Raw genomic sequence first — 23,449 nt, 5'->3', positions numbered from 1 at the left:
TCGCCGCGGAAATCGCAAACTGTTCGGCTGCAGCGCGCCGGGATTTGCCTTGTGCAATTGCATCCGTCACACGACGGCGGAGGTCAACGGAAAGAGCTCGGGTCATCGGAAATCTCCTTTGACCCAGGGAATCACAAATCGCACCAAAACGGAATCCCATACGATTCATTCATCACGCCTGATGCTCTAGAGGTCGACAACAAGCTCGGCGCCAGTTCGGCCGCGATGGTCGTCGCCGATACCGGCACCTTGAGCGGCACCGGCACGCTGGGCGGCTATGTATCGGTTTATGCAGACGCAACGCTGTCGCCAGGCGCCGGCGACGGCGCGGGCACGCTGACATTCGCCGACAACCTTTTGCTTGATGACGGCTCGACCACCGTCTTCCAGCTCAACACGCCGGACGTCGCTGGCGGCGAAACCAATGACTTCATCTCGGTCGGCGGCGACCTGACGCTCGGCGGTACGCTGGAAGCCACGGTGGCCTCGGCGGGCTATTACTACCTGTTCAGCTATGGCGGTGATCTTTCCGGCAGTTTCGAAACCATCACCGTCAGCGGCGTTGCCGATTCCGAGAGCGCCATCGACACCGACCGCGACGGCGAGGTGAACCTTGCCGTCACCGGCGGCGAACCGCAGACCATGCAGTTCTGGGACGGCCAGAACACGACGGCCAACAATACGGTCGATGGCGGCACGGCCACGTGGGATGCCACGACCACCAACTGGACCACGTCCTCGGGCAGCGCCAATGCGGCCTGGGGACGGGCAGTCGGCGTCTTTATGGCAGATGCCGGAACCGTCACCATCAACGACACCCAGGAATTCGACACGCTGCAGTTCAAGACCGATGGCTACCTCCTTCAGGAGGGCGCGCTGGCGTTCTCGCCGGCAAGCGGCGATGGCGGCACGATCAATGTTGATGGCGGAGTGACGACCACGATCGCCTCTTCGCTCATCGATGGCACCACCGCCACGCTGATAAAGGCCGGCGACGGCACGCTGCTGCTTTCGGGAGCCAACACCTATACCGGCGGCACCCAGGTGCGCGCGGGCCGATTGATCGGCAGCAGCGGCGCGATCCGCGGCGACATCGCCAATGCGGGAACCGTTGAATTCGCGCAGGCCGCCGATGGCAGTTTCGCCGGCCTGATCATCGGGTTCAACGGCGTTGCCGGCCAAATGGTTAAGTCCGGCCCCGGCACGCTGCGCCTGACCGGAGCCAGCAATCTCGACTGGTCGGTGGAAGAAGGCGGGCTGATCTCCAGCACCGACCTCTTCTTCGGCAATCTTGATGTTGCGGAAGATGCCGCTATCACCTTCGATCAGTCTTTTGACGGCACCTATGCCGGAACGATCTCCGGTTCGGGCGACATATTCTTCACCGGCGGCGGCCTTGTGACGCTCACCGGCAATTCCGCCGGCTATACTGGCGACAGCACGGTCACCGACTTCACGCTGCATCTGGACGGCACGGTCGGCGGCACGGTCACGCTCACCGGCTCCGGTCGCCTGACCGGCAACGGCACGGTCGGAAACACCACCGTCGGCAATGGCGGCACGGTATCTCCAGGCAATTCCATCGGCGTCATCAATGTCGCCGGCGACGTCTCCTTCGGGCCTGGCTCGATCTACGAGGTCGAAACCGAGCCGGGCGGCGCGTCGGCCGATCTGATCGCGGCAACAGGAACGGCCACGCTTTCCGGCGGCGACGTCGTGCATATCGGCTTTGACGGGGTCTATGCCTCGGAATCGGAATACACGATCCTGACGGCTGACGGCGGCGTTTCCGGCGCGTTTGACGGCGTGACCACGACACTTGCCTATCTCGATCCGATGCTGGACTACACCGCCAATTCCGTCCTGCTTCGTCTGATGCGCAACGGCTCCGCATTTGAGCGCTATGCGCAGACGCCGAACCAGCGAGCGGCAGCCTATGGCGTCGAGAGCCTGGGCGCTGGCAATTCGGTCTATGATGCCATCGTCGGCCTGCAGGCAACGGACGCGCCGCAAGCCTTCGACGCGCTTTCCGGCGAAATTCACGCCAGTCTGAAGATCGGGCTTGTTGAGGACAGCCGCTTTGTGCGCGACACCGCGCTTGCCCGCATGCGCGCGGCCACCGGTTCGGCGTGTGAACAGCCCTCGGGCTCCGCGCCGCTGACAGCCGCCCAGGCAACCGAGCGAAATGCAAATGGCTGCGTCGATGATCTGTCCGCGCCCGGCTTCGGCGCGTGGATCCAGGGCTTCGGCGGCCTGGGCCATGTGGACGGCGACGGCAATGCCGCCAAGCTCGACACCGATACGGGCGGCGTCATGATCGGCGGCGATGCCGGCTTTGGCGATGCCGGCATTGCCGGTTTCATGGTCGGTTACCAGTCATCCTCCTACAAGGTCGACGAGCGCGCCTCCTCGGCCGACGCCACCAGCTACCAGATCGGCGTCTATGCCGGCACAACGGTGAACGGTTTCAACATTCGAGGCGGTGCGGCCTATGCCTGGTCAGATATCGACACCAAGCGCACCGCAGCCTTTCCCGGCTTTTCCGACAACCTCACCGGCTCCACCAATGGCGGCACGGCCCAGATCTTCGGCGAGATCGGCTATGAGTTCGAAATGGGAATGGCCGCGATCGAGCCTTTTGCCGGTCTTGCCTATGTTTCGGTTCACACTGATGCCTATAGCGAAACCGGCGGCGCGGCGGCGCTGGCCATCGCAGCCGACACCACCGACCTGACCTATTCCACGCTCGGCGTGCGCGGATCGGTTGCCTTCGACGCGACGGCAAGGGTGACCGGCATGCTCGGCTGGCGCCACGTCTACGGCTCGATGAGCCCGAATTCGGTCAATGCCTTTGCTGGCGGCGACCCCTTCACCGTGGCCGGCGTGCCGGTCGGCGAGGATGTCGCGCTCGTCAGCGCCGGCGTCGAATTCGATCTCGACACGCTTGTCGGCGACCGCATCCAGGATGCGAGCCTGTCGCTCTCCTATGACGGACAGTTCGGCTCCGGTGTTGCCGACAGTGCCGCCTTCGCCCGCCTCAGCTTCAAGTTCTGAGCTGATCTGGGGCTCCGTGAGAATCTCTGCACGGTTGGGATGGATTGACCGCCAGCATGGCTACAGCCAAGTCCATCGTGCGCCCCGATCGCAGCGACGAATTCGATGAACTCATCGAGCGGCACAAATCGCTGCGAGAGCTGGGCAGGCTCATGTTCGGCGCATTCTCCTTCCGGTCGTTTCGTCCCGTCGATCCGGTTTTGAGGGCAGTGGATCATCTGCGTGCGCTCTACAGCGGCAGGAAACTACCCGCGCAGGTGCCGTTCGCGTTCATGACCCGCAAGTGGCGGCGACGTGTGCGCTCGGACGGCGTCACCATCGACCTGCGGGCTTGGGAAGAGGCGGTACTCGTTCACCTGTGGAAGCGCCTGCGGGCCGGCGACTTATGGGTCGGTGGTAGCCGGGCATTGGCGCAGTTTCGAGGATTATCTTCTGCCTCGACCAATCTTCGCCCTGATGCGCGCCGAAGGGCGGCTCAGGCTTGCCATCCCTGATAGCTTTGCCGAATGGCAAGACGAACGAACTGCCACACTCGACTCGAAACTCAAAGGGTTGGCAAGAGACGCGGCCGCCAACGCCATTCCAGATGCGGCTATTTCCGACAAGGGTTTGTCGGTCTCCCCGATCCGCGAGGAGGAGCGTGACAAGATCGTCGCGCTCAGCCGGCGTCTTTATATCCTCGTTCCCCGGCACAAGGCGCGACGCGCGCTATTCGAACAACTCTACCGCGAGCATTGCGGTCAGAATGACCATTCGCAACATGATTGTCTCTCCCTGCTTTCGTTGAGGTCCGCTCAGGCGGAGCCCTTGTCGCCCTCGAAATTGAGCATCCACGGCGTGCCGTACCTGTCGGTGAACATGGCGAAGCGTTCGGCCCAGAAGGTTTCGCCGGGCGCCATCTCGACGCTCTGCGCATCCGCCGCCAGCGCCTCGTGGATGCGGTCGAATTCCGCGCGCGAGGACGGCGCGATCGATACGCGGAAGCCGGCGGGCTTCTTGTACATTTCGGCCGGGACGTCCGAGGCCATGACCATGCCACGGCCCAAAGTCATGGCCATGTTCATCACCATATCGTCACCCCCGGGCATCCGGTTTTCCGGATCGGGCGCATCACCGTTGCGGAAAACACCGCCGATCGCGCCGCCGAGCACCTCGGCATAACGGGTCATCGCCTCGAAACAATTGCCCTTGAAGAAAAGATAGATTGTCGGTTCCATGTCAGTTCCTCCCTTACGGTTTATGTCGCCTTCAACGGCGACGATTGGCTACGGCTCCGCCGCAGCGTTGAAGAATTCCCTCTGGGCAGTGAACGCGCGTTTGAAGGCCGGTCGCGCTTCGGCGCGGGCCACATAGGCCGCGAGATTGGGATCTTCTTCGAGCAGCCCCGATCCGCCCAGCCTGCGCAGAACATCAGCCGTCATCAGGTCGCCGGCGCCCATCGATTGAAGACGCGTCTCAGTCATACGCGTCGTGCCTCCGCCACCATTGGTATGGCCTGGTCTGCGGCGTGCCCGCGGGCGCTTCCTCCCAGTCTTCTTGCCGGCCGAGGGGCGTCAGGTCGAGCAGAGTCCAGACCGTGCCGAGCGTCTCGACCCCGCGACCGGTCGTGAAGTAGGTCCGGTAGATGTCCGCGCCATCGCGATAGAAGACGTTGAGGCCGAACCCAGAAGACACGTCGAAGTCGGCGTTGAAGCTGTCCCGCGTCTCGTACCAGGGCATCGACCAGCCCATGCGCTTTCGGAACGCCTCGATCTCGCCAATCGGCGCTTTCGAGACGAAGACGAGCGTGGTGTTGCGCGCATGCAGATGGGAGAGATGCGGGATCTGGTCGGCGACCATGCAGCAGCCTGCGCACGGGCTCGGATCCGCGGGCTTTAGCATATGATGATAGACGATGAGTTGCCGACGGTCGTCGAACAGATCGGCCAGCGTGCCGGTTCCTTCGGGGCCGGTGAAGGCATAGTCGCCATCGACCTTCGTCCACGGCATGCGCCGTCGCCTTGCGGCTAGCCGGTCCTGGGCACGGGTCAGGTCCTTTTCCGCATTGCGCAGGTCGGCGAGTTCGTTGCGCCAGGCATCCGGCGACACTGTTCGGCGAACGACACCAGACACCGCTTTCGTCTCATGGTCTGAAATTCCAGTCATGTTATGAACCTCCTCGTCAGGAACCTGTCGCGCCGCTCTTCGATGGCCTCTCGAACAGGAGCAGCAGATAGCGTTTCAGATGATCGACGCTGTCGCGTGCGATGGCGCGGCCACCCGTCGCCTTGGCCAGTATGAATGCACCCTGCAGCACGGCCTGGGTGTGCGCGGCCAGGCTGGCGGGCGTCCAGTCCGCCACGATCCCGCGCGCTGTCATCGCCGCCTCGATATCGGGCTCAAGCGTGGCCGCATGCCCGAAAATGCTTGCAGCGCAGGCATCGCGGATCGCCGGATTCGACCCATAGACCTCCTGAGTCATGGTGCCCACGAGACAGGTGAACTCGGCGAGATCGCCATCGATGATCGCCTTGCGGAACTCGATATAGCCGATCAGCCGGTCGAACGGATCATCATGGTCGTGATAGGGGGCACCGGCGAAGAATGCGCCGGTGGTGGCCGACCAGTGTTCCGCCGCGGCGATGCCGAGCGCGTCCTTGCTCTTGAAGTGATGGAAGAAGGCGCCCTTGGTCACGCCAGCAGCCGAACAGAGTTCGTCGACTGTGGTGGCCGTATAGCCCTTGGCGCGGATCAACGACAGCGCCGCATCAAGCAGTTTCGATCTCGCATCCGGTTTTGAGGTCATTTTGGGCATGCGTCGCCTCCTGTTCCGGAACACATACCAACTAGTCGGTTTGATGTCAAATACGACGATGATCACGCAGGGTGCGCGAGTGCGATCGCAAGCTGGAGGCGGCGATTACCGCAACGGTGGCCCATCCTGGCGCACCGCTGGCTCCGCTATCCAAGGTCTGGACGAAGACCAAACGGACGACCCCGCCGTCCCTTTGACGTCTGGGCAAGCACTGTATGGCCTCATGGGGAAGGTTCGAGATATTCGCTTGTGCAGAAGCTTATGTTTCTCCATAGTTTTAGATACATGGCAGGTTTCGGAAATGCGCAGCAAAAAACAGTCTTTCAAATTCTCAGGCTTTCTACTGACGCGCGCCCTGCCAATATTAGCGTTGACCGGTTGTATCGGCCTCGGTGTTTTGGGGCTCTTGATTTGGGCCGGCCACGAGGCTGATCGCGTTTCGTACGATCGGCAGGCAAATCTTGCGCAACTCGTTGTTTCTCAACTGCGTTCCAAAGTCGCGCACGATCAGGAAAGTGTCACTGTCTGGGATGATGCCGTCGAGCGGGTGCGCGCGCGTGACAGCGCTTGGATGGATAGTAACCTCGGGGCCTGGATGCATGAATATTTCGGCCTCGATCAGGCTTATGTTCTCGATCCGTCGAACCAGGCTGTTTACGCCTTTGCCGATGGCGGAACGGCCGCTCCGGATGCGTTCAGCGTAGTCGAAGACGAAGCCCTGCCTCTGGTTCTTGCTCTTCGCGACAAGCTACGGGTCGGCGATGACAGCCAGATCAGCGATACCGTGCTCACGCCGGGCGTATCCGATCTGGCCGTCATCCAGGGGCGTCCCTCTGTCGTCAGCGTCAAGCCAATTGTTTCCGACACCGGTGATATCCAGCAAACGCCCGGCGAGGAAGCGGTTCACGTTGCTGTACGCTTTCTCGACGGAAGCCTGATCGAGGAGCTGAAGACCGACTATTTGTTCGAAGACCTGCGCTTTTCATGGTCGGCGAGCGATGAGCCGCACTATTCCAGCCTGCCGTTTTACAAGGCTGACGGATCCGTTTTGGGTTACATGGTCTGGCATCCCCACCATCCGGGGGAAACGATGCTATCAAAACTTATTCCGGTTTTGTCCGCCGTGATCGGCTTGGCGCTTTGCGCGATCGCGTTCTCTTTGTTCCTGTATCACAACCGCTCGAAAGAGCTGGAGGCGAGCGAGGAGCAGATCCGTTACATGGCGCTCCACGATCCGTTGACCGAACTTCCCAACAGAAATTACTTCAACGAGTATGTGGATGTTGAACTGGCCAAGGGAGGGGGCAGCGCTCTGCTGTTTCTCGATCTGGATCGGTTCAAGCAGGTCAATGATACGCTCGGACATCCCTCGGGCGACGCTTTGATTCGCGAATTTGGCCAACGTTTGAAGGCTATCGTACGCCAGGGTGATGTCGTTGCCCGCGTCGGCGGAGACGAATTTACCGTGATGCTCAGGGGAAGGGCCAGCGTGCGGGACGTCGACGTTATCTGTCAGCGCATCGTTGATTCTGCACGCCGTCCTTTTGTACTCGGCGGCCAGGAGGTCTTTGTCGGAGTCAGTGTTGGGGTGGCGCTGGCGCCGCGCGATGGCAGCGACCGCGTGAGCCTGCTTCGGAGGGCTGATGTTGCCTTGTACTTTTCCAAGAATTCAGGCCGCAGTCGGTATACGTTCTTTTCAGAGGACATGGACCAGTTGCTCATCAGGCGCCAGGAGATGGAAGGGGATATGCGTGTGGCCCTGAAGGCTGGCAAAGAGTTTCAGGTTCATTACCAACCCATTATTTCCGCACGTGACCATCAGGTCAAAGGATACGAGGCACTCCTTCGCTGGGAGCATCCTAAATTCGGCTCGATCTCGCCCGAACTGTTTATACCGATAGCTGAAGAAACCGGAATGATTGAAGCCGTCGGTGAGTTTGTTTTGCGGGAATCCTGCAAAGCGGCAACTCAATGGCCAGGCAAGAGCATTGCGGTCAACGTGTCCGGCGTCGAGCTCCGCGACGAAGGTTACGCCGCCAAAGTCAAAAAAATACTGTTGTCTACCGGGTTGTCACCGCAGGCTCTTGAACTGGAGGTGACTGAGACAGCCGCCACCGATGAGGCTTCGGCCGTTGTCGCTAATCTCGACGCTCTGCGTGCAATAGGTGTGAAGATCGCGATTGACGATTTCGGGACTGGCTTCTCGTCGCTTGGTCGACTGCGAACCCTGAATGTCGATCGCATCAAGATCGACAGAAGTTTCGTCCAGGGGTTCGGTGAGAAGGCCGGCGATGAAGCCATAATCCGGGCTATTGTCGAACTGGCCCACGCGAGAGGCCTCAAGACGACTGCCGAAGGCGTTGAAACCGCGCTACAGGACGCAGGCCTTGTCAAGATTGGCTGTGACAGCCTGCAGGGCTTTCTCTATTCGAAGCCGGTTCCTCTTCGCGACATTGAGCACATTTCCTCTCCCGCCGGCTCGCGGAGATGAGAGCAAACGCAGAGCTGCGGCTCGGGCCGCGAACAGGTTTGCATCCGAGCCGGTCATCCTGACCTTTGTTCCGAACCGAAAAAGCCGTTTCGCCGGTTTGTCCCGCGCTTTTTCGGGAACCAATACCGCGACGCGTCGGTTAGAGCCGCAGGCAATGCCTGCGAGATCACCGGCGTTCCAGGACCGGACAAAGCAACAGGAGAACGACCCATGAAAAAATCAGTAGCGCTGGTCACCGGAGCCGGTTCCGGCATTGGCAGGGCGGCGGCACTGGCGCTGGCGGCAGATGGCTATGTCGTCGGCGTCCTGGGCCATACACCGGAGGAAAACCGAAAAACGGTCGAGGAAATCGAAGCCAGTGGCGGCACGGCGATCGAGCTCTCCGCCGACGTGGCCCACGAGGAGGAGATGGCCGCAGCCGTGGACAAACTGGTTTCGAAACACGGCCGGCTCGACGCCGTCGTCGCCAATGCAGGCGTCAATGGCGTCTGGGCTCCAATTGATGAACTCGAGCCCAAGGAGTTCGACCACACCATCGCCATCAACCTGCGCGGCACGTTTCTGACGATCCGCGCGAGCGTACCGCACCTCAGGGCGGCCGGCGGCGGGTCGATCGTGGTGGTCTCCTCGATCAACGGCACGCGCACCTTCTCCTCGCCCGGCGCCACGGCCTACACCGCCACCAAGGCCGCTCAACTCGCCATGGTCCAGCAACTCGCGCCGGAGCTGGGAAAGTCATCGATCCGCATCAACGCCGTCTGCCCCGGCGCCATCGAAACCGAGATCGACGACAACACCAATATCCGCCATGCCGAAAAGAGCGGCATTCCAAGCGAATGGCCCGAAGGCCGCATTCCGCTGACGGGCGGCGCGCCCGGCCGCAGCGAAGATGTTGCAGCCGTCATCGCTTTCCTGATCTCGGAAAAGGCCAGGCACGTCACCGGCACCCCGGTCTGGGTGGATGGCGGTCAGGGGCTGCTGCGCTGAACCTTTTTAAAGGGGCGCATCATGAGCCACTCGAAAACCAGCCACGGATGACGACGAGATCCGTCGCCGGTTGGACTGCGCTGCGCCAAGCGTCAGAAACCACAGGAAGATGATGCCCGATGCGCCGCGGTGCATCGAGCAGGCGTTCGCGGCGTCCATTTTATGTGAACCGGTAATATGGGTTCAAGGTTCTTGGGTGCGAGGTCATCTCCTTGAAGAGGCATGTCTAAAACACATAGCAGAACTGCCGCAGCGCCTTGTTGCCACCTAGCAAAATAACCTTTAATTGGTATTTTAAATGCCAATTAAAGGTTATGGCGGATCATGCGACTGACGAGCTTTACGGATTACGGGCTGCGCGCCCTCATGCGGATGGCAAGCGATCCCGAGCGGGTGTTCTCGACGGCGGAGATCGCCGAGGAGTTCAAGGTCTCCCGCAATCACCTGAACAAGATCATGCAGCGGCTTGCCCATCACGGCATCGTCGATACCCGCAGGGGAGCGGGCGGCGGCGCGGTGCTAGCGCGTCCCGCCGCCGACATCGGACTTGGCGAAATCATTCGGCTTCTCGAAGAGGGGCAGTCCCTCGTCGAGTGCTTTTCGCCGGACGGCGATTGCAGCGTCACGCCGGTCTGTCGCCTCAAACATACACTTGCCGCTGCTGAAGCAGCCTTTCTGGCCGAGTGTGATCGCAAGACACTCGCCGACATTGCCCTGCCGGCAGAAAAGCCGGCTATTGCCTGACTAAAGGAGGCACTCCATGTTTTCCCCCAACCAAAAAAACAACCGATTCCTTGCCGGGCTTCTCGGCATGGGCGCCGCCCTGGTCCCGGTTTCGGCCTCCGCCCATGTGAAGTGGTTCGCGCCCTATATCGTCGACGCGGCGCCAGCGCCGCTCACGCGCACGCTGAGCGATCCCTATTTCTGGACCGGGATCGTCCTGGTCCTGGTCTTTTTCATCGCCGCGCGGCTGATCGAGCGCAGCGCGGCCGGTACCGCCACACTGGATGTCATGGACCGGGTGACCGATCCGCTCTGGCGGCATCTTGACGCCTTTATGCGCATAGTCGTCGCCGGGTTTTTCGTGGCGATTTTCGCGGTCGGCGGCGTTTATCTGACGCCCGATCTGCAGACGCCCGCCGAATGGGTCAGCTGGCTGCAGCTGCTGATCGCCGCCGGCATCGTGTCGCGCAAGACCATGCCGCTGTCCGCAGCGGGCATCATCTTCCTGTGGGTTCTGGCGCTGCGCGATTACGAGTTCTTCCACCTGCTCGACTATCTGGCGCTTGGCGTTGCGGTCGCGGGCTATCTGGTGCTTGAAAGCTCCAACCGCCCGGAATGGCGCAAGCATCGCTTCGAACTCTTGCGCTGGGGCGTGGCGATTGCGCTAATGTGGTCGAGCCTGGAAAAATTCGCCTATCCGGAATGGTTCTATCCGCTGGTGGTCGAAAAGCCGTTCCTGACCTTCGGCATCCCGCGCGACATGTTCATCCCGATGGCGGGTGTCGCCGAATTCACCATGGGCTTCGGCCTGCTGGCGACGCCGCTCATCCGCCGGCTTTCAGCCGTCGCGCTTTTCGTGATCTTCAATGCCGCCGTTTATCCCTTCGGCAGGATCGACCTGATCGGCCACGCGCTGATCATGGCCATTATCGTCGCCATCGCGGTCGACCATACCCGGGAGCTTCATTTCTGGGGCTGGATCCGGCGCTCGCTTGTCGGCGTTCCGCTCGGCCTTGCCTCGGCGCTGGTGATTTTCGCGACCGCCTATTGGGGCCTTCATGCCGCCTTTTTCGGCCCGGATGCGCAGACCATGGCCGAGCTGCGCACCGAGCAGACCGAGATGGCGACCCACACCTTCTCGCTTGAGTACCCGCACGGTCCGATCGCCTCTCCGGATATGAACGGTGACAATAGCGGGCAGGGAACGGAAGCCCCGGAAGCCGGCACGCTGACGGTGACCGAAGCCTATGAACAGTCGATGATGGGCATGCATGAAGAGATGATGGATGGCCTGCGCCACGACGATCCCGACGTTGCCTTCGTGCTCGGCATGATCCCGCACCACCAGGGCGCAATCGACATGGCCCGCATCCAGCTTGCCGCCGGGTCGGATCGCACCAATATGGCGCTGGCGCAGCATATCATCGCCGAGCAGCAGAAGGAGATCGCCGCCATGCGCGCATGGCTACGTCAGCGCGGTATCGAGACCGAGTAAATGGGCGAGGAAGCGGGCTTGCCCCGCTCTCTCCAACTGCAAGGCGTCAAGACAATTGTGCAGGGCGCCTTGCCTCATGAGATGAGGACCATTCCGGTGAACCGAACACGAAGCCCTCAGGCGCCGGGTTTTCTGTATTTGGTGTTATTGCCGAAGCTGTCCATTTGCAAAGATGGGCCAGCTAGCGACTGACAGGAGACCAGTGGTTTCGCCATGCCAGCGGCTGCCGACTTAGACCCGTCCTTGCTGGAACCGGCTTAGCGAATGCGCGTTGATTTCTTTCACGCAACTGAAGGAAGCGAGCACAATGAACAGCCCTATTCGCACGCTGGTCAGGGAATATGGATGGATCCACCTTTCCCTCGGCCTTCTCGGCAATATCGGCTTCTTCGTCGGAAGCATCTTCTTCCTGCCTTCTTTGGAGCAATACAAAACGCTGGGCGTCTGGCTCTTTATCGTCGGCTCCTTTTTTATGCTGATTGGCGCGTTGGGGCGTCTGCTGGTGGATGTAACCGACGAAACGTGATGGCCGACCACTGGGTTTCCTCCGTCGCGTCGCGCCTCCATCGCCGCCGGCCCGACAAAAAAGGGGGACTTCGGCGATCAAAGCCTTAAGGATTCTCAGCCGGTCGGTGCGGCTGGAAAAGCTCAATAGCCCGCCGCTTCGAGGCCGGTTTCGCGCAAACGCAGAGAGGATACTCGATCAAATGCGCTTTCAGACGATCCGATACAGTCGCATAGGCAAGCTAGGTGACCCGCTGCGGCGCGAGGATGTGCCGGGACAATTGCCACATCACAGCACCCCCAATGCAATGACCGCCACCAGGATGTAGCGGCCGGCTTTGGCGATCGTCACGAGAATCAGGAAGCTCCAGAGCGGTTCGCGCAGCACGCCGGCTGCCATGGTCAGGGCATCGCCAACGATCGGAGCCCAACTGAGAAGGAGGCTCCAGCGGCCCCATCGATGGTACCAGCCTGTTGCCCGGTCGAGAGCCTTTTCGCTGACTGGGAACCACTGCCGTTGCCGGTACCGCTCGATCCAGCGTCCGAGCGCCCAGTTGACGGCGGAGCCGAGCACGTTGCCGATCGTGGCGACGACAATCAGCAGGACAGGCGACTGCTTGCCGAGAACCAGCAAGCCGACCAAGGCGGCTTCCGACTGGGCAGGCAAGATTGTTGCTGCGACGAACGCAATTGCGAAAAGCCCGGCGAGTGAGAACAACGCATCCACATTTCTGGTCGGCGCGGGTGTGGCCATGCACCGGGCGCTACCTAAGGCATTCAACTTAGTGGCAAGCGCCGTCTGGAGCACCGCGCCGGCGTCTTTAGCACGATCACAGTGTGGCTGGCCATTCGCACGAGATGCCCGCCGCCTTAGCGGGGAAGCGGGCAGTCTGATCGATGGCGCACATCAACGATGACAGTATCGTGTGAGCGCCCCATCTGCCGGGACGCCCGTCGGAACTCCTGCCGGAACCGCTTCAGCTCGCCCCTTCGTAGTCGAGATAGGCCATCATGCCGCTCGCCATGTGATAGAGGTGGTGGCAATGGAAGGGCCAGCGGCCGGGATTGTCGGCGGTAAAGGCGATATCCACCCTGGCCATCGGTGGCACATAGACGGTGTCGCGCACCGCGCCGTCCACAGCCCTGCCATTGATGCCGACGACCCGGAAGTGGTGGCCGTGCAGATGCATCGGGTGGCCCATCATCGACATGTTGGTCATGGAAAGCCGGATGCGTTCTCCGCGGCGCGCGCGCATCCGGTCCGCGCCGCCGATCCGCCAGTCATAGCCGGACATGCTGCCCGAGAGGACGAGATCATAGGCGCGGGATTCCGGGCCGGTCTCGACGGCGGAAAGGCCGCGAAGCCGGCTTTCCAGTGCCAGATCCAGCACTGGCCCGTCTTCCGCCCCGAGGCCGGGGATCCGGGTGACGGCCGCGCCGCGTGTTGCCAGGATGATGCCGGTCCGTTCGCGCGCGCCTTCGCGCAGCGCCAAAACCGGAAAGGCGCCGCCTTCGGCCGGAACGTCGAGCATGATGTCGACGCGCTGGCCCATCGATATCCCGAAACGCGTGCCGGAAACGGGCTCGACCGGTTGACCGTCGACCGCCGCCAGACGGCCGGGGAGTGTGCCGGTGTCTATGGTGAAGTTGGTGGCGGTGGCGCCATTGATGATCCGCAGGCGCACCTGGCCGCCCTTTTCAACGGCAAACACCTCCGGATCGTCCAGCGTCCGGTCATTGGCGAGGTAGGCATCATAGTCGATGTCGTTCAGGTCCATCTGCATGCCGGACATGTTGTGGCCCTGCATCATCATGGCGTGACCGCCCATCATTCCGCCATGGCCGCCGCCCGCTTTCAGACCGGCGAGCAATTCCTCGGGCGAGCGGAACGAGAAGTCGTGAAGCAGCACGACAACGTCTTGAACATCGGCCTTTCTGTCCTCTTGCGAAAGGACAATCAGCGGCGCTGCCAGAAGGTTCTGTTCCTGAAGCGTATGGGCGTGCATCCAGTGCGTGCCGCCAGCGGCGAGCGGGAAAGTGTAGCGGCGCTCCTGCCCCGGCTCGATCATCGGCGCCGGATTGTCTGGCACGCCGTCCATCTCCCATGGCGGCGTCAGGCCATGCCAGTGAACCAGCGTCGCTTCGCCGCTGTTGTTTGCAAGGCTGACATCGAAGGGGCTTTCCGCATCAAGGGTGAGGCCGGGCCTGCCGTCAGGCCCGACAAGGCCGAAGACGCTGGCGGACCGTCCGTTCACCTCGATATTGCGGTTGGTGATCTGAAGGTTGATGGGCGTCTGCTGCGCCTGCGCGGGGCTGGCCCAGGTGATAGGCAGGCCGGAGCCCAAGGCCGCCGCGCCAAGCGCGAGCCTCTGCATGAATTGTCTGCGATACATGATCGTTCTCCCGATGGCCGGTCGTCGGACCGGCATTGTCACATGAAGGATGGCCGGCATGGCCGGCGGTTCATGCGCGCAAGCGGGGAGGCTCGAGATCGGGCGGAACGGGATGGCCTTTCAGGCGCGCGGAGAGATCAGGGAAGGTCAGGTCCCTGACAACGACCGCCGGAAGACCCGACGGCTGCACGGGCGGGATGCCGGCCTGCAGGCAGCAAACCGCAAGGCAGCAGTCTTTCACGCGGTGTTGATCGCTGCGGTGGTCCATGTCATGCAGGGCGCCGGCGGGCTGCGCCTGGTGCATTGCGGTTTCGGACGCGGTTTCGCAATGCGTGGCGGCGCTCGCCATGGAGGGCGACAGCAAGCCGAGAAGAATGACCGTGGCAATGCATAGCACATGCAACGCCGCTCTCATTGTCTGCACGAACCTCATGTCCAATCCATTCGCCGTCCGTCGCCGGAAATCTTCTGCGCCCCGGAGACCTGAAGACAATGCGGGTCGATCATGGCCGATCTTGGGCCGTATTCCGGCGTGCTGCGGGTCCCGAAAGCATAAACATCCTAAAGCTTTGTCGCCCGCAACCTGAGCGCATTGCCGATGACCGAGACCGAGGACAGGCTCATCGCCGCGGCCGCGATGATCGGCGACAGCAACAGGCCGAAGAAGGGGTAGAGGATCCCGGCGGCGAGCGGCACGCCCGCGGTGTTGTAGACGAACGCGAAGAACAGGTTCTGGCGGATATTGGCCATGGTCGCCTCGGCAAGGTGACGGGCGCGCACGATGCCAGTCAGCTCGCCCTTGACCAGGGTGATGCCGGCGCTTTCGACTGCGACATCCGCGCCGGTGCCCATGGCGATCCCGACATCCGCGGCCGCAAGCGCCGGTGCGTCGTTGACGCCGTCGCCTGCCATCGCCACCGAATGGCCGTCGCTGCGGAGGCGCTCGATCAGGTCATGCTTGTCCTGCGGGCTTACCCCGGCATGGACCTCGTCGATCCCGAGCGTCTGCGCCACGGCTTTCGCGGTCGCCTCGGCATCCCCGGTCGCCATCACGATGCGCATGCCCGCCTCGTGCAGCGCGCGGATCGCATCCGGCGTGGTGTCCTTGATGCGGTCGGCAACCGCGACGATGCCGGCCGCCGCGCCGTCGACGGCGACGTACATTGCTGTCTTGCCCTCGCCCTGAAGCGTGGCGACGCGTTCCCGCAGGGTGCCGACATCGATGCCTTCCGCCTCCATCAGCGCGGCGTTTCCAAGCGCCGCCTTGCGTCCGTCGACCGTTCCCGTCACGCCCTGGCCGGTGATGGCGTCGAAATCACTGCTTTCGCGTTCCGGCGCTTCCGCCTCCCGTGCGCCGGCGACGATCGCTTCGGCGAGGGGATGCTCCGAGCCGCGCTCCAGCGTTGCCGCAATCGAAAGCAGCTCCATGCGGTCGAAGCCGTCCCGCGGCTCGGCACAGGTAAGCGCCGGTTTGCCCTGCGTCAGCGTGCCGGTCTTGTCGATCACCAGCACGTCGACCTTGGAAAAGCGCTCCAGCGCCTCTGCGTCGCGGATCAGCACGCCCGCATTCGCGCCACGTCCGGTGGCGACCATGATCGACATCGGGGTCGCAAGCCCCAGCGCGCAGGGGCAGGCGATGATCAGCACCGAAACCGCCGCGACGAAGGCATAGGAAAGGGCGGGCGAGGGGCCGAACGCCAGCCAGGCCAGAAAGGCGATTATCGCCACCGCCACGACGGCCGGCACGAAATAGGCCGCCACCCGGTCCGCCATCGCCTGGATCGGCGCGCGCGATCGCTGTGCCTTGGAGACCATGTCGACGATCCGGGAGAGCGTCGTCTCCGAGCCGACGCTTTCGGCGCGCATCAGGAAGCTGCCATTCTTGTTGAGCGTGCCGCCGGTCACCGGCTCGCCCTCGCTCTTTTCCACCGGAACCGGCTCGCCGGTGATCATGCTTTCATCGACTGAGGAGCGGCCCTCGGTGACGACGCCGTCAACCGGCACGCTTTCGCCGGGGCGCACGCGCAGCACGTCGCCCGCCTGCAGCGTTTCGACGGGCACGTCCTCCTCGCCGCCATCGGTGACCTTGCGCGCGGTCTTCGGCGCGAGATCCAGAAGCGCCCGGATCGCGTCGCCCGTCCGTTCACGCGCGGCAAGCTCCATCACCTGACCGATCAGCACCAGCACGAGAATGACGGCGGCGGCTTCGAAATAGACCGGGGCCATACCCATGGAATCGCGCATCGCCGCCGGAAACAGGCCGGGCGCGACGAGCGAGACGACGGAGAACAGATAGGCCGCACCGGTTCCAAGCGCGATCAGCGTCCACATATTGGGGCTTTTGTTGACGATCGAGGCCCAGCCGCGCTGGAAGAACGGCCGGCAGATCACCATGACGGGCGTCGCCAGCGCGCATTGCAGCCAGCCGAACAGCGTGTGGCCGAACCAGTTCGCAAAGGGCAGGCCCAGATGGCTGCCCATCTCCAGAATGAAGACGGCAAGCGCCAGCGGCGCGGCGATCATCAATCTGCGCTTGAAATCGACATATTCAGGATTGGGGCCGGCATCGGCGGAAGGCGTCATCGGCTCCAGCGCCATGCCGCATTTCGGGCAATTGCCGGGGTGATCCTGCACGATCTCGGGATGCATCGGGCAGGTATAGAGCGTGCCCTCAGGCTGCGCTTCGGCCTCGGCGGGACCGGACGCGTAGCGTTCCGGATCGGCCTCGAACTTCGCCTGGCAGCCACCGGAGCAGAAGTAATAGCTTTCGCCGCCGTGCTTCACCATGTGGCGCGCGCTGGCACGGTCGACGGACATGCCGCAGACCGGATCGCGCGTCACGGCCTCGTCCGAAGGATTTCCGCCATTGCCGGAACCAGACACATGACTCGTGTGCGAATGCTGCATTGTGAGGCCTCCTGATGATGTCGGTCTCACACCTTATGGCCCTTCCAGCAACTGGAAGGTCAATACCAAACACGTCCGGTTTATGGACGGAATCGAATGACGAAAATCCCCCGGCGAACACAAGTAGGCAGGGATGAGTGAGCTTGCCTCTGGAATCATCCAAGACGAGGTGAGGAAGCAACTCCACTTATCCCAGCTGCCAGAATTTCCCCGGTTGTTTGCGCGGCGGCGCGTCACGCTCGAAAGGGCTTGCAAAGTCCACGCGTCCTGTAATATTCCCTATACGTCATATAGTTTACCTATATGTAATTTCGGCGTGGGAAGCTATTGGCGCCGATGGGATAGATTTCTATCCGTACTGGGAAAACGGAGGATATGCGGCCATGAAAGTGCTTGTGCCCGTCAAGCGGGTGATCGATTACAATGTGAAGGTGCGGGTGAAGCCGGACGGCTCCGGTCCCGACCTCGCCAACGTCAAGATGTCGATGAACCCCTTCGACGAGATCGCCCTGGAAGAGGCGATCCGGTTGAAAGAGAAGGGCGTCGCCGAAGAGGTGATCGCCGTGTCCATCGGCGTTCGCCAGGCGCAGGAAACGCTGCGCACCGCGCTCGCCATGGGCGCCGACCGGGCGATCCTGATCGTGGCCGCCGAGAGCGCTGCGACCGATATCGAGCCGCTCGCCGTCGCCAAGCTGCTGAAGAGCGTCATCGAGGCCGAGAAGGCCGATCTGGTGATCGCCGGCAAGCAGGCGATCGACAATGACATGAACGCCACCGGCCAGATGCTGGCGGCGCTGCTCGGTTGGCCGCAGGCGACCTTCGCCTCCAAGGTGGATATTGCCGATGGCCGTGCGGAGGTCACGCGCGAGGTCGATGGCGGGCTGCAGACGATTTCGGTCGCACTGCCGGCGATCATCACCACCGACCTGCGCCTCAACGAGCCGCGCTATGCCTCGCTGCCGAACATCATGAAGGCGAAGAAGAAGCCGCTGGAGGAGAAAACCGCGGCGGATTACGGCGTCGACATCGCTCCGCGACTCGAAATCGTGCGCACACGTGAGCCGGAAGGGCGCAAGGGCGGCATCAAGGTCGATTCCGTCGATGCGCTGATCGAAAAGCTGAAAAACGAAGCGGGGGTACTGTGATGTCCGTTCTGCTGCTTGCCGAAACCAGCGGCGATACTCTGGTTCGCGATGCGACTGCGCGCGCGGTCAAGGCCGTCTCCGACCTCGGGGATGTCACCCTGCTTGTTGCCGGCGCGGGCCTTTCCGACGCCGCCGGCGAGGCCGCGCGCATCGACGGCGTTTCGAAGGTGCTTGTCGCCGACGCCGATGCGCTCTCTCACCGGCTGGCGGAAGCGACCGCCGAACTGATCGTCGGGCTTGCGGGCGATTACGGCGTCATCGCCGCGCCGGCGACCAGCGACGGCAAGAACATCCTGCCGCGCGTCGCCGCGCGTCTCGATGTCATGATCATTTCCGATGTCGTCGCCGTTCTCGACGCCGAGACCTTCGACAGGCCGATCTATGCCGGCAATGCGATCCAGACGGTGAAGTCGCGCGATCCGGTGCGGGTCGTGACTGTCCGCACGTCCGGTTTCGAAGCGGCGGGTGAGGGCAGTGCGGCACCCGTCGAGACGGTGAGCGCACCGGATGCGGCGCTTGCGTCCGAATGGGTTGCCGACAAGGTGGCCGAAAGCGACCGGCCGGAGCTGACCTCGGCCCGCATCGTGGTTTCCGGCGGGCGCGGCGTCGGTTCGTCCGAACAGTTCGCGATCATCGAAAAGCTGGCCGACAAGCTGGGTGCGGCCGTTGGCGCCTCGCGCGCCGCCGTCGACTCCGGCTATGCGCCAAACGACTGGCAGGTCGGTCAGACCGGCAAGGTGGTGGCCCCGGATCTCTATATCGCCTGCGGCATCTCCGGCGCGATCCAGCATCTGGCCGGCATGAAGGACAGCAAGGTGATCGTCGCGATCAACAAGGACGAGGAAGCGCCGATCTTCCAGATCGCGGATTACGGCCTCGTCGCCGATCTCTTCAGCGCGGTTCCGGAACTGACCGAAAAGCTCTGAGTTACGCCAGGCGGGGCCGGCTGGAACGATGGTTCCGGCCGGCTCTCAGAGCCGCGCGCAAGCAGTGCGATATTCAGCATCGAACCGGTCAACGAGCGCTGCCACCGTCGGGATGTCGTCAATCGCGCCAATCCCCTGGCCGGCAGACCATACCGCCTTCCAGGCCTTCGCCTCGGAGGCGAGGTTCATGGCCTTATGCGGCGGCAGATTGTCCGGGTCGAGCCCGGCGGCCATGATGCTGGGTCTCAGGAAATTGGCCGGAACGCCCGAGATCGCTGGCGTGTAGACGATATCGGCGGCGCGCCCTTCAACGATCATCTGCTTGTGCGCGTCTGGGGCCATCGCTTCGCTTGTCGCCAGAAAACGGGTGCCGATATAGGCGAAATCGGCCCCGAGCGCGCGCGCTGCCGCAATATGCGCGCCGGTCGAGATTGCGCCCGAGAGCGCCAGCGGGCCGGAAAAGAACGAGCGGATTTCCGACACCAGCGCAAACGGGCTCAGCGTGCCGGCATGACCGCCGGCCCCGGCCGCGACCGCGATGATGCCGTCGACGCCGGCCTCGACCGCCTTTTCCGCGTGCCTCCGATTCGTGACGTCATGGAAGACCAGCCCGCCATAGGAATGGACGGCGTCCACCACTGCCTTGACCGCGCCGAGCGAGGTGATCACCAGCGGCACTTTGTGCGCGACCACGATCTTCAGGTCGGCCTCAAGGCGGGCATTGCTCTTGTGAACGATCAGATTGACGCCGAAGGGGGCAGGGTTGTCGTCATCGGCGAGGTCCGCCTCGATCGCGCGCAGCCAGTCGGCGAAACCGTCGCTGGTGCGCTGGTTGAGGGCGGGAAAGGTGCCGCAGATGCCGGCGCGGCAGCAGGCGGTCACGAGCTCTGGTCCTGAGGCCAGAAACATCGGGGCGGCGATCACAGGCAGGCGCAGGCGCGCCGAAAGCGATGTCGGGTTCAGCATTGTTTCCTCCTCCTCGGACAGGTCATCCGACCCGCGTGTCTTGCGCGTTTACGCCCTCTGCGCTGCGCGCCCTTGCCCGTTCCTCCGGCGACATCAGCAGCGCGCAGGCTTCCGGTAGCGGCGGGCTTTCCGGCAGCGGGCCGAGCGGGGAGAGCATTTCCGTCGCGGGCAGCTTTCGGCCATCCTTCAGCATCACCGCGCGCACTGTCGCCGTCACCGCGACTTCACCCTTGTGCCGGCCGCTGAGAGGGATGATCTTGTGCTCCATGAACAGCGAGTTCTCCGTCCACCCGGCAACCCTGGTTTCGAGCCGGAACCGCTGAAACACGCCAAGCGAGCGCCGGTAACGGGCGTTCACCCCGGTCAGAACAGGCTGCCATTTCTCGCGCAAGACCTGTGCGCCGAGCCCGGATCGTGCCAGCAGATCGAACCGGCCGATATCCATGAAGGCCAGATATCTGCCATTGTTGACGTGCATATTGATGTCGAGGTCCTGGGGCCAGACCCTCAAAGTAATCGAGGAGATATCTTCAGGCGGGTGGATCGTCGGTGCGAATTTCGCTTTGATCATGGCCCTGATCAGTCGTCCCCAGACATACATGTTGTTCCCCAAACCCTTCTGGAACCATGGAAATACGCCGTTTTCCAGATCTCTGCCGGATCCGTCAACATCGGCCTTGAATAATATGACGTATACGTTTATAGGGTATCGTAATGGTCATGTCGAAGGAAAATTGTGCGGACAGAAGCCTTGAGGAGGGTGTTCGCGCAAGAAGGAGGAGGCGTGCAAGAGGATTTCGATACTGCAGTCCCGAGCGAGGGAGCAAAGCCGCTCAACAGCGCTGAGGCCGGCGCGGCCAACGACGCCATGAACCTGAGCGCTGGCACGCTAACGGCTTTTCTGGCTGAATCGGTCGCGCGCTTCGCCGATAAAACGGCCGTCGAATTCTTTGATCGAACCTGGACATATGGCGAGATCGATGCCCTGTCCGACCGGTTTGCCGCGGGGCTTGCCTCCATTGGCGTTCGCAAGGGCACGCGCGTCGGGCTCTGCCTTCCCAATTCTCCCTATTCGGTCATTGGTTTCTTCGCCGTGCTGAAGGCGGGCGGCATCGTCGTCAACTTCAACCCTCTCTACACCAGCCGCGAGATTCGCGATCAGATTCGTGATTCCGGAACCGAGTTCATGATCACGCTCGATCTGGAGGCGGTTTACAAGAATCTGGGGCCCATCATCGGCGAGACGGATCTGAAGCGGGTGATCGTCTGCCCGATGGCAAAGGTTCTGCCGCCGCTGAAGGGGTTGCTGTTCCGCCTGTTCAAGCGCTCCGACCTGGCGCGCATTCCCGAGGATCAGAAACATTTGCGGTTCGATGCGCTGATCCGGGATGCTGAAAACGCGCCCGTTCCGGCAATCGAAACCGTCCCCTCCGATATCGCCGTCCTGCAATATACCGGCGGCACGACCGGGGTGCCGAAAGGCGCGATGTTGTCGCATGGCGCGCTGGTCGCCAATGCGCGCCAGCTGGTTCACCAGGGCGACCAGTGCGGTCTGCTGGTGGAAGGCGAAGAGATGGTGATGTGCGTGCTGCCCTTCTTCCACGTCTTCGCCATGACCGTCTGCATGCTCTATGCGGTTGAGATCGGCGCCTCAATGCTTCTGGTGCCCCGTTTCAACCGCGATGAACTGATCCCGCTGATGGAGCGGCGCAAGCCGACGCTGTTCCCTGCCGTTCCGACAATCTATGGCGCGATCAATGCCGTTGCGCTGACGCGCAAGGTGAATCTCAGTTCGCTCAAACTGTGCATCTCGGGCGGCGCGCCGCTGCCCAACGAAGTGCGCGTCGATTTCGAAAAGCTGACCGGCTGCCGGCTCGCGGAAGGTTATGGCCTGACGGAATGCTCGCCGGTCGTCTCCGTCAATCCGCTGGACGGCAGTTCGGGCCGTCCGGGGTCCGCCGGTCTTCCCATGGCCGGGACGACGCTGGAAATCCGGGATTCCGAAAATCCGGCCGTGCTGCTGCCGAAAGGCGTCAAGGGCGAGCTCTGGGTGCGCGGTCCGCAGGTCATGTCGGGCTACTGGAACCGTCCGGATGAGACTGCCCATGTGCTGCGCGACGGGGCGCTTCGAACCGGCGATGTCGGCTATCTCGATGAGGACGGCTATCTCTATCTCGTCGACCGGCTGAAGGACCTGATCATCTGCTCGGGCTACAACGTCTATCCCCGCGTCATCGAGGAGGCGCTTTACGAGCATGATGCGGTGGCCGAAGCGATCGTCATCGGCGTTTATGACGCCTATCGTGGCGAGCGGCCGAAGGCTTTCGTTTCGTTGCGCAAGGATGCGCAGGTCACGGTCGAGGAACTGCATGAATTCCTGGTTCCGCGCCTCTCCAAGATCGAGTTGCCGCGCGACATCGAAATCCGCGACTCGCTGCCGCGAACCATGATCGGCAAGCTTTCGAAAAAGGAATTGATCGAGGAAGAACGTCGTGCCTCTCATGACGGCGAAAAGGCCAAGGCCGGGGAGGCAGACAGTCATGTTGACGCGTAGGTCAGGGGGCCGCTATGGTGAATCGTTCAAGAAAGAGAAAGTTTTACGTGGCGGATCAGTTTTTTACCGTGACCCAGTTGGCGGAAGAGCTCGGGCTCACGCCGCGGGCCTTGCGGTTCTACGAGACCAAGGGATTGATAACTCCGGGGCGAGCCGGCAAGACGCGCATCTATACGCAGCGCGACCGTGCGCGCCTGATCCTGATTCTGCGCGGCAAGCGGCTCGGCTTCTCGCTCGAGGAGATCAAGGAGTTTCTGGACCTTTACAAGGTCGATCATACCCAGCAGGAGCAACTGACGGCGCTTTTGCGGGCGGTGCACGAGCGCATCCAGCTTCTGGAAGAACAGAAGGTCGCGATCGATCTTACCCTGTCGGAGCTGAAGGCTGTGGTGAGCGAAACCGAAGAGCGGCTGTCGCAAAAGGCGGGCAAACTCGCCAGCTGATCGGCTCAGGCTGCGCCAGAGCGCCGGGCGGTCATATGGCCGCCGGTTCTTCCGTCCCTTTCAAACG

General features: G+C 62.5%; 21 protein-coding genes and 1 pseudogene. 11 read left to right on the top strand and 11 right to left on the bottom strand.

Features of this window, described 5'->3' with window-relative positions; all coding sequences use genetic code 11:
- Positions 1–106, bottom strand: a pseudogene (locus V6767_RS03280) (IS630 family transposase); the annotation flags it as partial.
- 119 nt (positions 107–225) lie between these two features.
- Between V6767_RS03280 and V6767_RS03275 the strand changes: the two are divergent.
- Positions 226–3,054 (top strand): autotransporter outer membrane beta-barrel domain-containing protein, encoded by a 2,829-nt coding sequence (locus V6767_RS03275; protein WP_448472112.1) that lies wholly within the window; start codon positions 226–228, stop codon positions 3,052–3,054.
- A gap of 56 nt (positions 3,055–3,110) precedes the next feature.
- On the top strand, positions 3,111–3,548 hold the full coding sequence (locus tag V6767_RS03270) for a hypothetical protein (RefSeq protein ID WP_448472111.1): 438 nt from the start codon (positions 3,111–3,113) through the stop codon (positions 3,546–3,548).
- A 300-nt stretch (positions 3,549–3,848) separates the two neighbouring features.
- Here V6767_RS03270 and V6767_RS03265 read toward each other — a convergent pair whose 3' ends face one another.
- The 4 genes from V6767_RS03265 to V6767_RS03250 are packed head-to-tail and all read right to left on the bottom strand — an operon-like array spanning position 3,849 to position 5,848.
- Positions 3,849–4,271 carry a VOC family protein gene (locus V6767_RS03265; RefSeq protein ID WP_448472110.1) on the bottom strand — a complete coding sequence of 141 codons (423 nt, stop codon included), beginning with the start codon at positions 4,269–4,271 and terminating at the stop codon, positions 3,849–3,851.
- Positions 4,272–4,319: 48 nt separating this feature from the next.
- Positions 4,320–4,517, bottom strand: a complete 198-nt coding sequence (locus tag V6767_RS03260) for a hypothetical protein (protein WP_448472109.1) — start codon at positions 4,515–4,517, stop codon at positions 4,320–4,322.
- Positions 4,510–5,199, bottom strand: a complete 690-nt coding sequence (locus tag V6767_RS03255) for a DUF899 domain-containing protein (protein ID WP_448472108.1) — start codon at positions 5,197–5,199, stop codon at positions 4,510–4,512. The genes V6767_RS03260 and V6767_RS03255 overlap by 8 nt, the downstream gene beginning before the upstream one ends.
- A 16-nt stretch (positions 5,200–5,215) precedes the next feature.
- The gene (locus V6767_RS03250; protein ID WP_448472107.1) at positions 5,216–5,848 is read right to left on the bottom strand and encodes a TetR/AcrR family transcriptional regulator; all 633 of its coding nucleotides are present in this window, start codon (positions 5,846–5,848) and stop codon (positions 5,216–5,218) included.
- A 301-nt stretch (positions 5,849–6,149) separates the two neighbouring features.
- On the opposite strand from V6767_RS03250, the gene V6767_RS03245 reads away from it, so the two are divergent.
- From V6767_RS03245 to V6767_RS03225, 5 genes are all read left to right on the top strand, one after another.
- Positions 6,150–8,339, top strand: a complete 2,190-nt coding sequence (locus V6767_RS03245) for a putative bifunctional diguanylate cyclase/phosphodiesterase (protein WP_448472106.1) — start codon at positions 6,150–6,152, stop codon at positions 8,337–8,339.
- A gap of 210 nt (positions 8,340–8,549) precedes the next feature.
- Positions 8,550–9,326, top strand: coding sequence for an SDR family oxidoreductase (locus tag V6767_RS03240; protein WP_448472105.1), 777 nt, complete (start codon positions 8,550–8,552; stop codon positions 9,324–9,326).
- Positions 9,327–9,650: 324 nt separating this feature from the next.
- Positions 9,651–10,070, top strand: coding sequence for an RrF2 family transcriptional regulator (locus V6767_RS03235; protein WP_448472104.1), 420 nt, complete (start codon positions 9,651–9,653; stop codon positions 10,068–10,070).
- A 16-nt stretch (positions 10,071–10,086) separates the two neighbouring features.
- Positions 10,087–11,544 carry a CopM family metallochaperone gene (gene copM, locus V6767_RS03230; protein WP_448472103.1) on the top strand — a complete coding sequence of 486 codons (1,458 nt, stop codon included), beginning with the start codon at positions 10,087–10,089 and terminating at the stop codon, positions 11,542–11,544.
- A gap of 307 nt (positions 11,545–11,851) precedes the next feature.
- Positions 11,852–12,070, top strand: a complete 219-nt coding sequence (locus tag V6767_RS03225) for a YrhK family protein (protein WP_448472102.1) — start codon at positions 11,852–11,854, stop codon at positions 12,068–12,070.
- A gap of 267 nt (positions 12,071–12,337) precedes the next feature.
- Here V6767_RS03225 and V6767_RS03220 read toward each other — a convergent pair whose 3' ends face one another.
- The 4 genes from V6767_RS03220 to V6767_RS03205 form a co-directional block, all read right to left on the bottom strand.
- A complete protein-coding gene (locus V6767_RS03220) occupies positions 12,338–12,802 on the bottom strand; it encodes a YqaA family protein (RefSeq protein WP_448472101.1) in 465 nt (154 codons plus the stop codon).
- 223 nt (positions 12,803–13,025) lie between these two features.
- Positions 13,026–14,441, bottom strand: a complete 1,416-nt coding sequence (locus tag V6767_RS03215) for a multicopper oxidase family protein (RefSeq protein WP_448472100.1) — start codon at positions 14,439–14,441, stop codon at positions 13,026–13,028.
- Positions 14,442–14,511: 70 nt separating this feature from the next.
- Positions 14,512–14,874, bottom strand: coding sequence for a hypothetical protein (locus V6767_RS03210; RefSeq protein ID WP_448472099.1), 363 nt, complete (start codon positions 14,872–14,874; stop codon positions 14,512–14,514).
- A 128-nt stretch (positions 14,875–15,002) separates the two neighbouring features.
- The gene (locus V6767_RS03205) at positions 15,003–17,348 is read right to left on the bottom strand and encodes a heavy metal translocating P-type ATPase (protein WP_448472098.1); all 2,346 of its coding nucleotides are present in this window, start codon (positions 17,346–17,348) and stop codon (positions 15,003–15,005) included.
- Between the two features lie 383 nt (positions 17,349–17,731).
- Between V6767_RS03205 and V6767_RS03200 the strand changes: the two genes are divergently transcribed.
- Together V6767_RS03200 and V6767_RS03195 are read left to right on the top strand one after the other, a co-directional pair.
- Positions 17,732–18,493: an electron transfer flavoprotein subunit beta/FixA family protein gene (locus tag V6767_RS03200; RefSeq protein WP_448472097.1), complete on the top strand. Its 762-nt coding sequence runs from the start codon at positions 17,732–17,734 to the stop codon at positions 18,491–18,493.
- On the top strand, positions 18,493–19,419 hold the full coding sequence (locus V6767_RS03195) for an electron transfer flavoprotein subunit alpha/FixB family protein (protein ID WP_448472096.1): 927 nt from the start codon (positions 18,493–18,495) through the stop codon (positions 19,417–19,419). Before V6767_RS03200 ends, V6767_RS03195 begins: the two co-directional genes overlap by 1 nt.
- 45 nt (positions 19,420–19,464) lie before the next feature.
- Here the strand turns inward: V6767_RS03195 and V6767_RS03190 are convergent, their stop codons facing one another.
- Together V6767_RS03190 and V6767_RS03185 are read right to left on the bottom strand one after the other, a co-directional pair.
- A complete protein-coding gene (locus V6767_RS03190; RefSeq protein ID WP_448472095.1) occupies positions 19,465–20,385 on the bottom strand; it encodes an NAD(P)H-dependent flavin oxidoreductase in 921 nt (306 codons plus the stop codon).
- Between the two features lie 22 nt (positions 20,386–20,407).
- The gene (locus tag V6767_RS03185) at positions 20,408–20,956 is read right to left on the bottom strand and encodes an acyl-CoA thioesterase (protein ID WP_448472094.1); all 549 of its coding nucleotides are present in this window, start codon (positions 20,954–20,956) and stop codon (positions 20,408–20,410) included.
- A gap of 213 nt (positions 20,957–21,169) precedes the next feature.
- Between V6767_RS03185 and V6767_RS03180 the strand changes: the two genes are divergently transcribed.
- Together V6767_RS03180 and V6767_RS03175 are read left to right on the top strand one after the other, a co-directional pair.
- Positions 21,170–22,939, top strand: coding sequence for a long-chain-fatty-acid--CoA ligase (locus V6767_RS03180; RefSeq protein WP_448472093.1), 1,770 nt, complete (start codon positions 21,170–21,172; stop codon positions 22,937–22,939).
- A 47-nt stretch (positions 22,940–22,986) separates the two neighbouring features.
- Positions 22,987–23,382: a MerR family transcriptional regulator gene (locus tag V6767_RS03175; RefSeq protein WP_448472092.1), complete on the top strand. Its 396-nt coding sequence runs from the start codon at positions 22,987–22,989 to the stop codon at positions 23,380–23,382.
- The last annotated feature ends 67 nt before the right edge of the window (positions 23,383–23,449 follow it).

The organism is Martelella sp. FLE1502 (assembly GCF_053484255.1).
The sequence above is the reverse complement of the archived record's forward strand: the minus strand, read 5'-3'. Positions and strand labels throughout refer to the sequence as shown.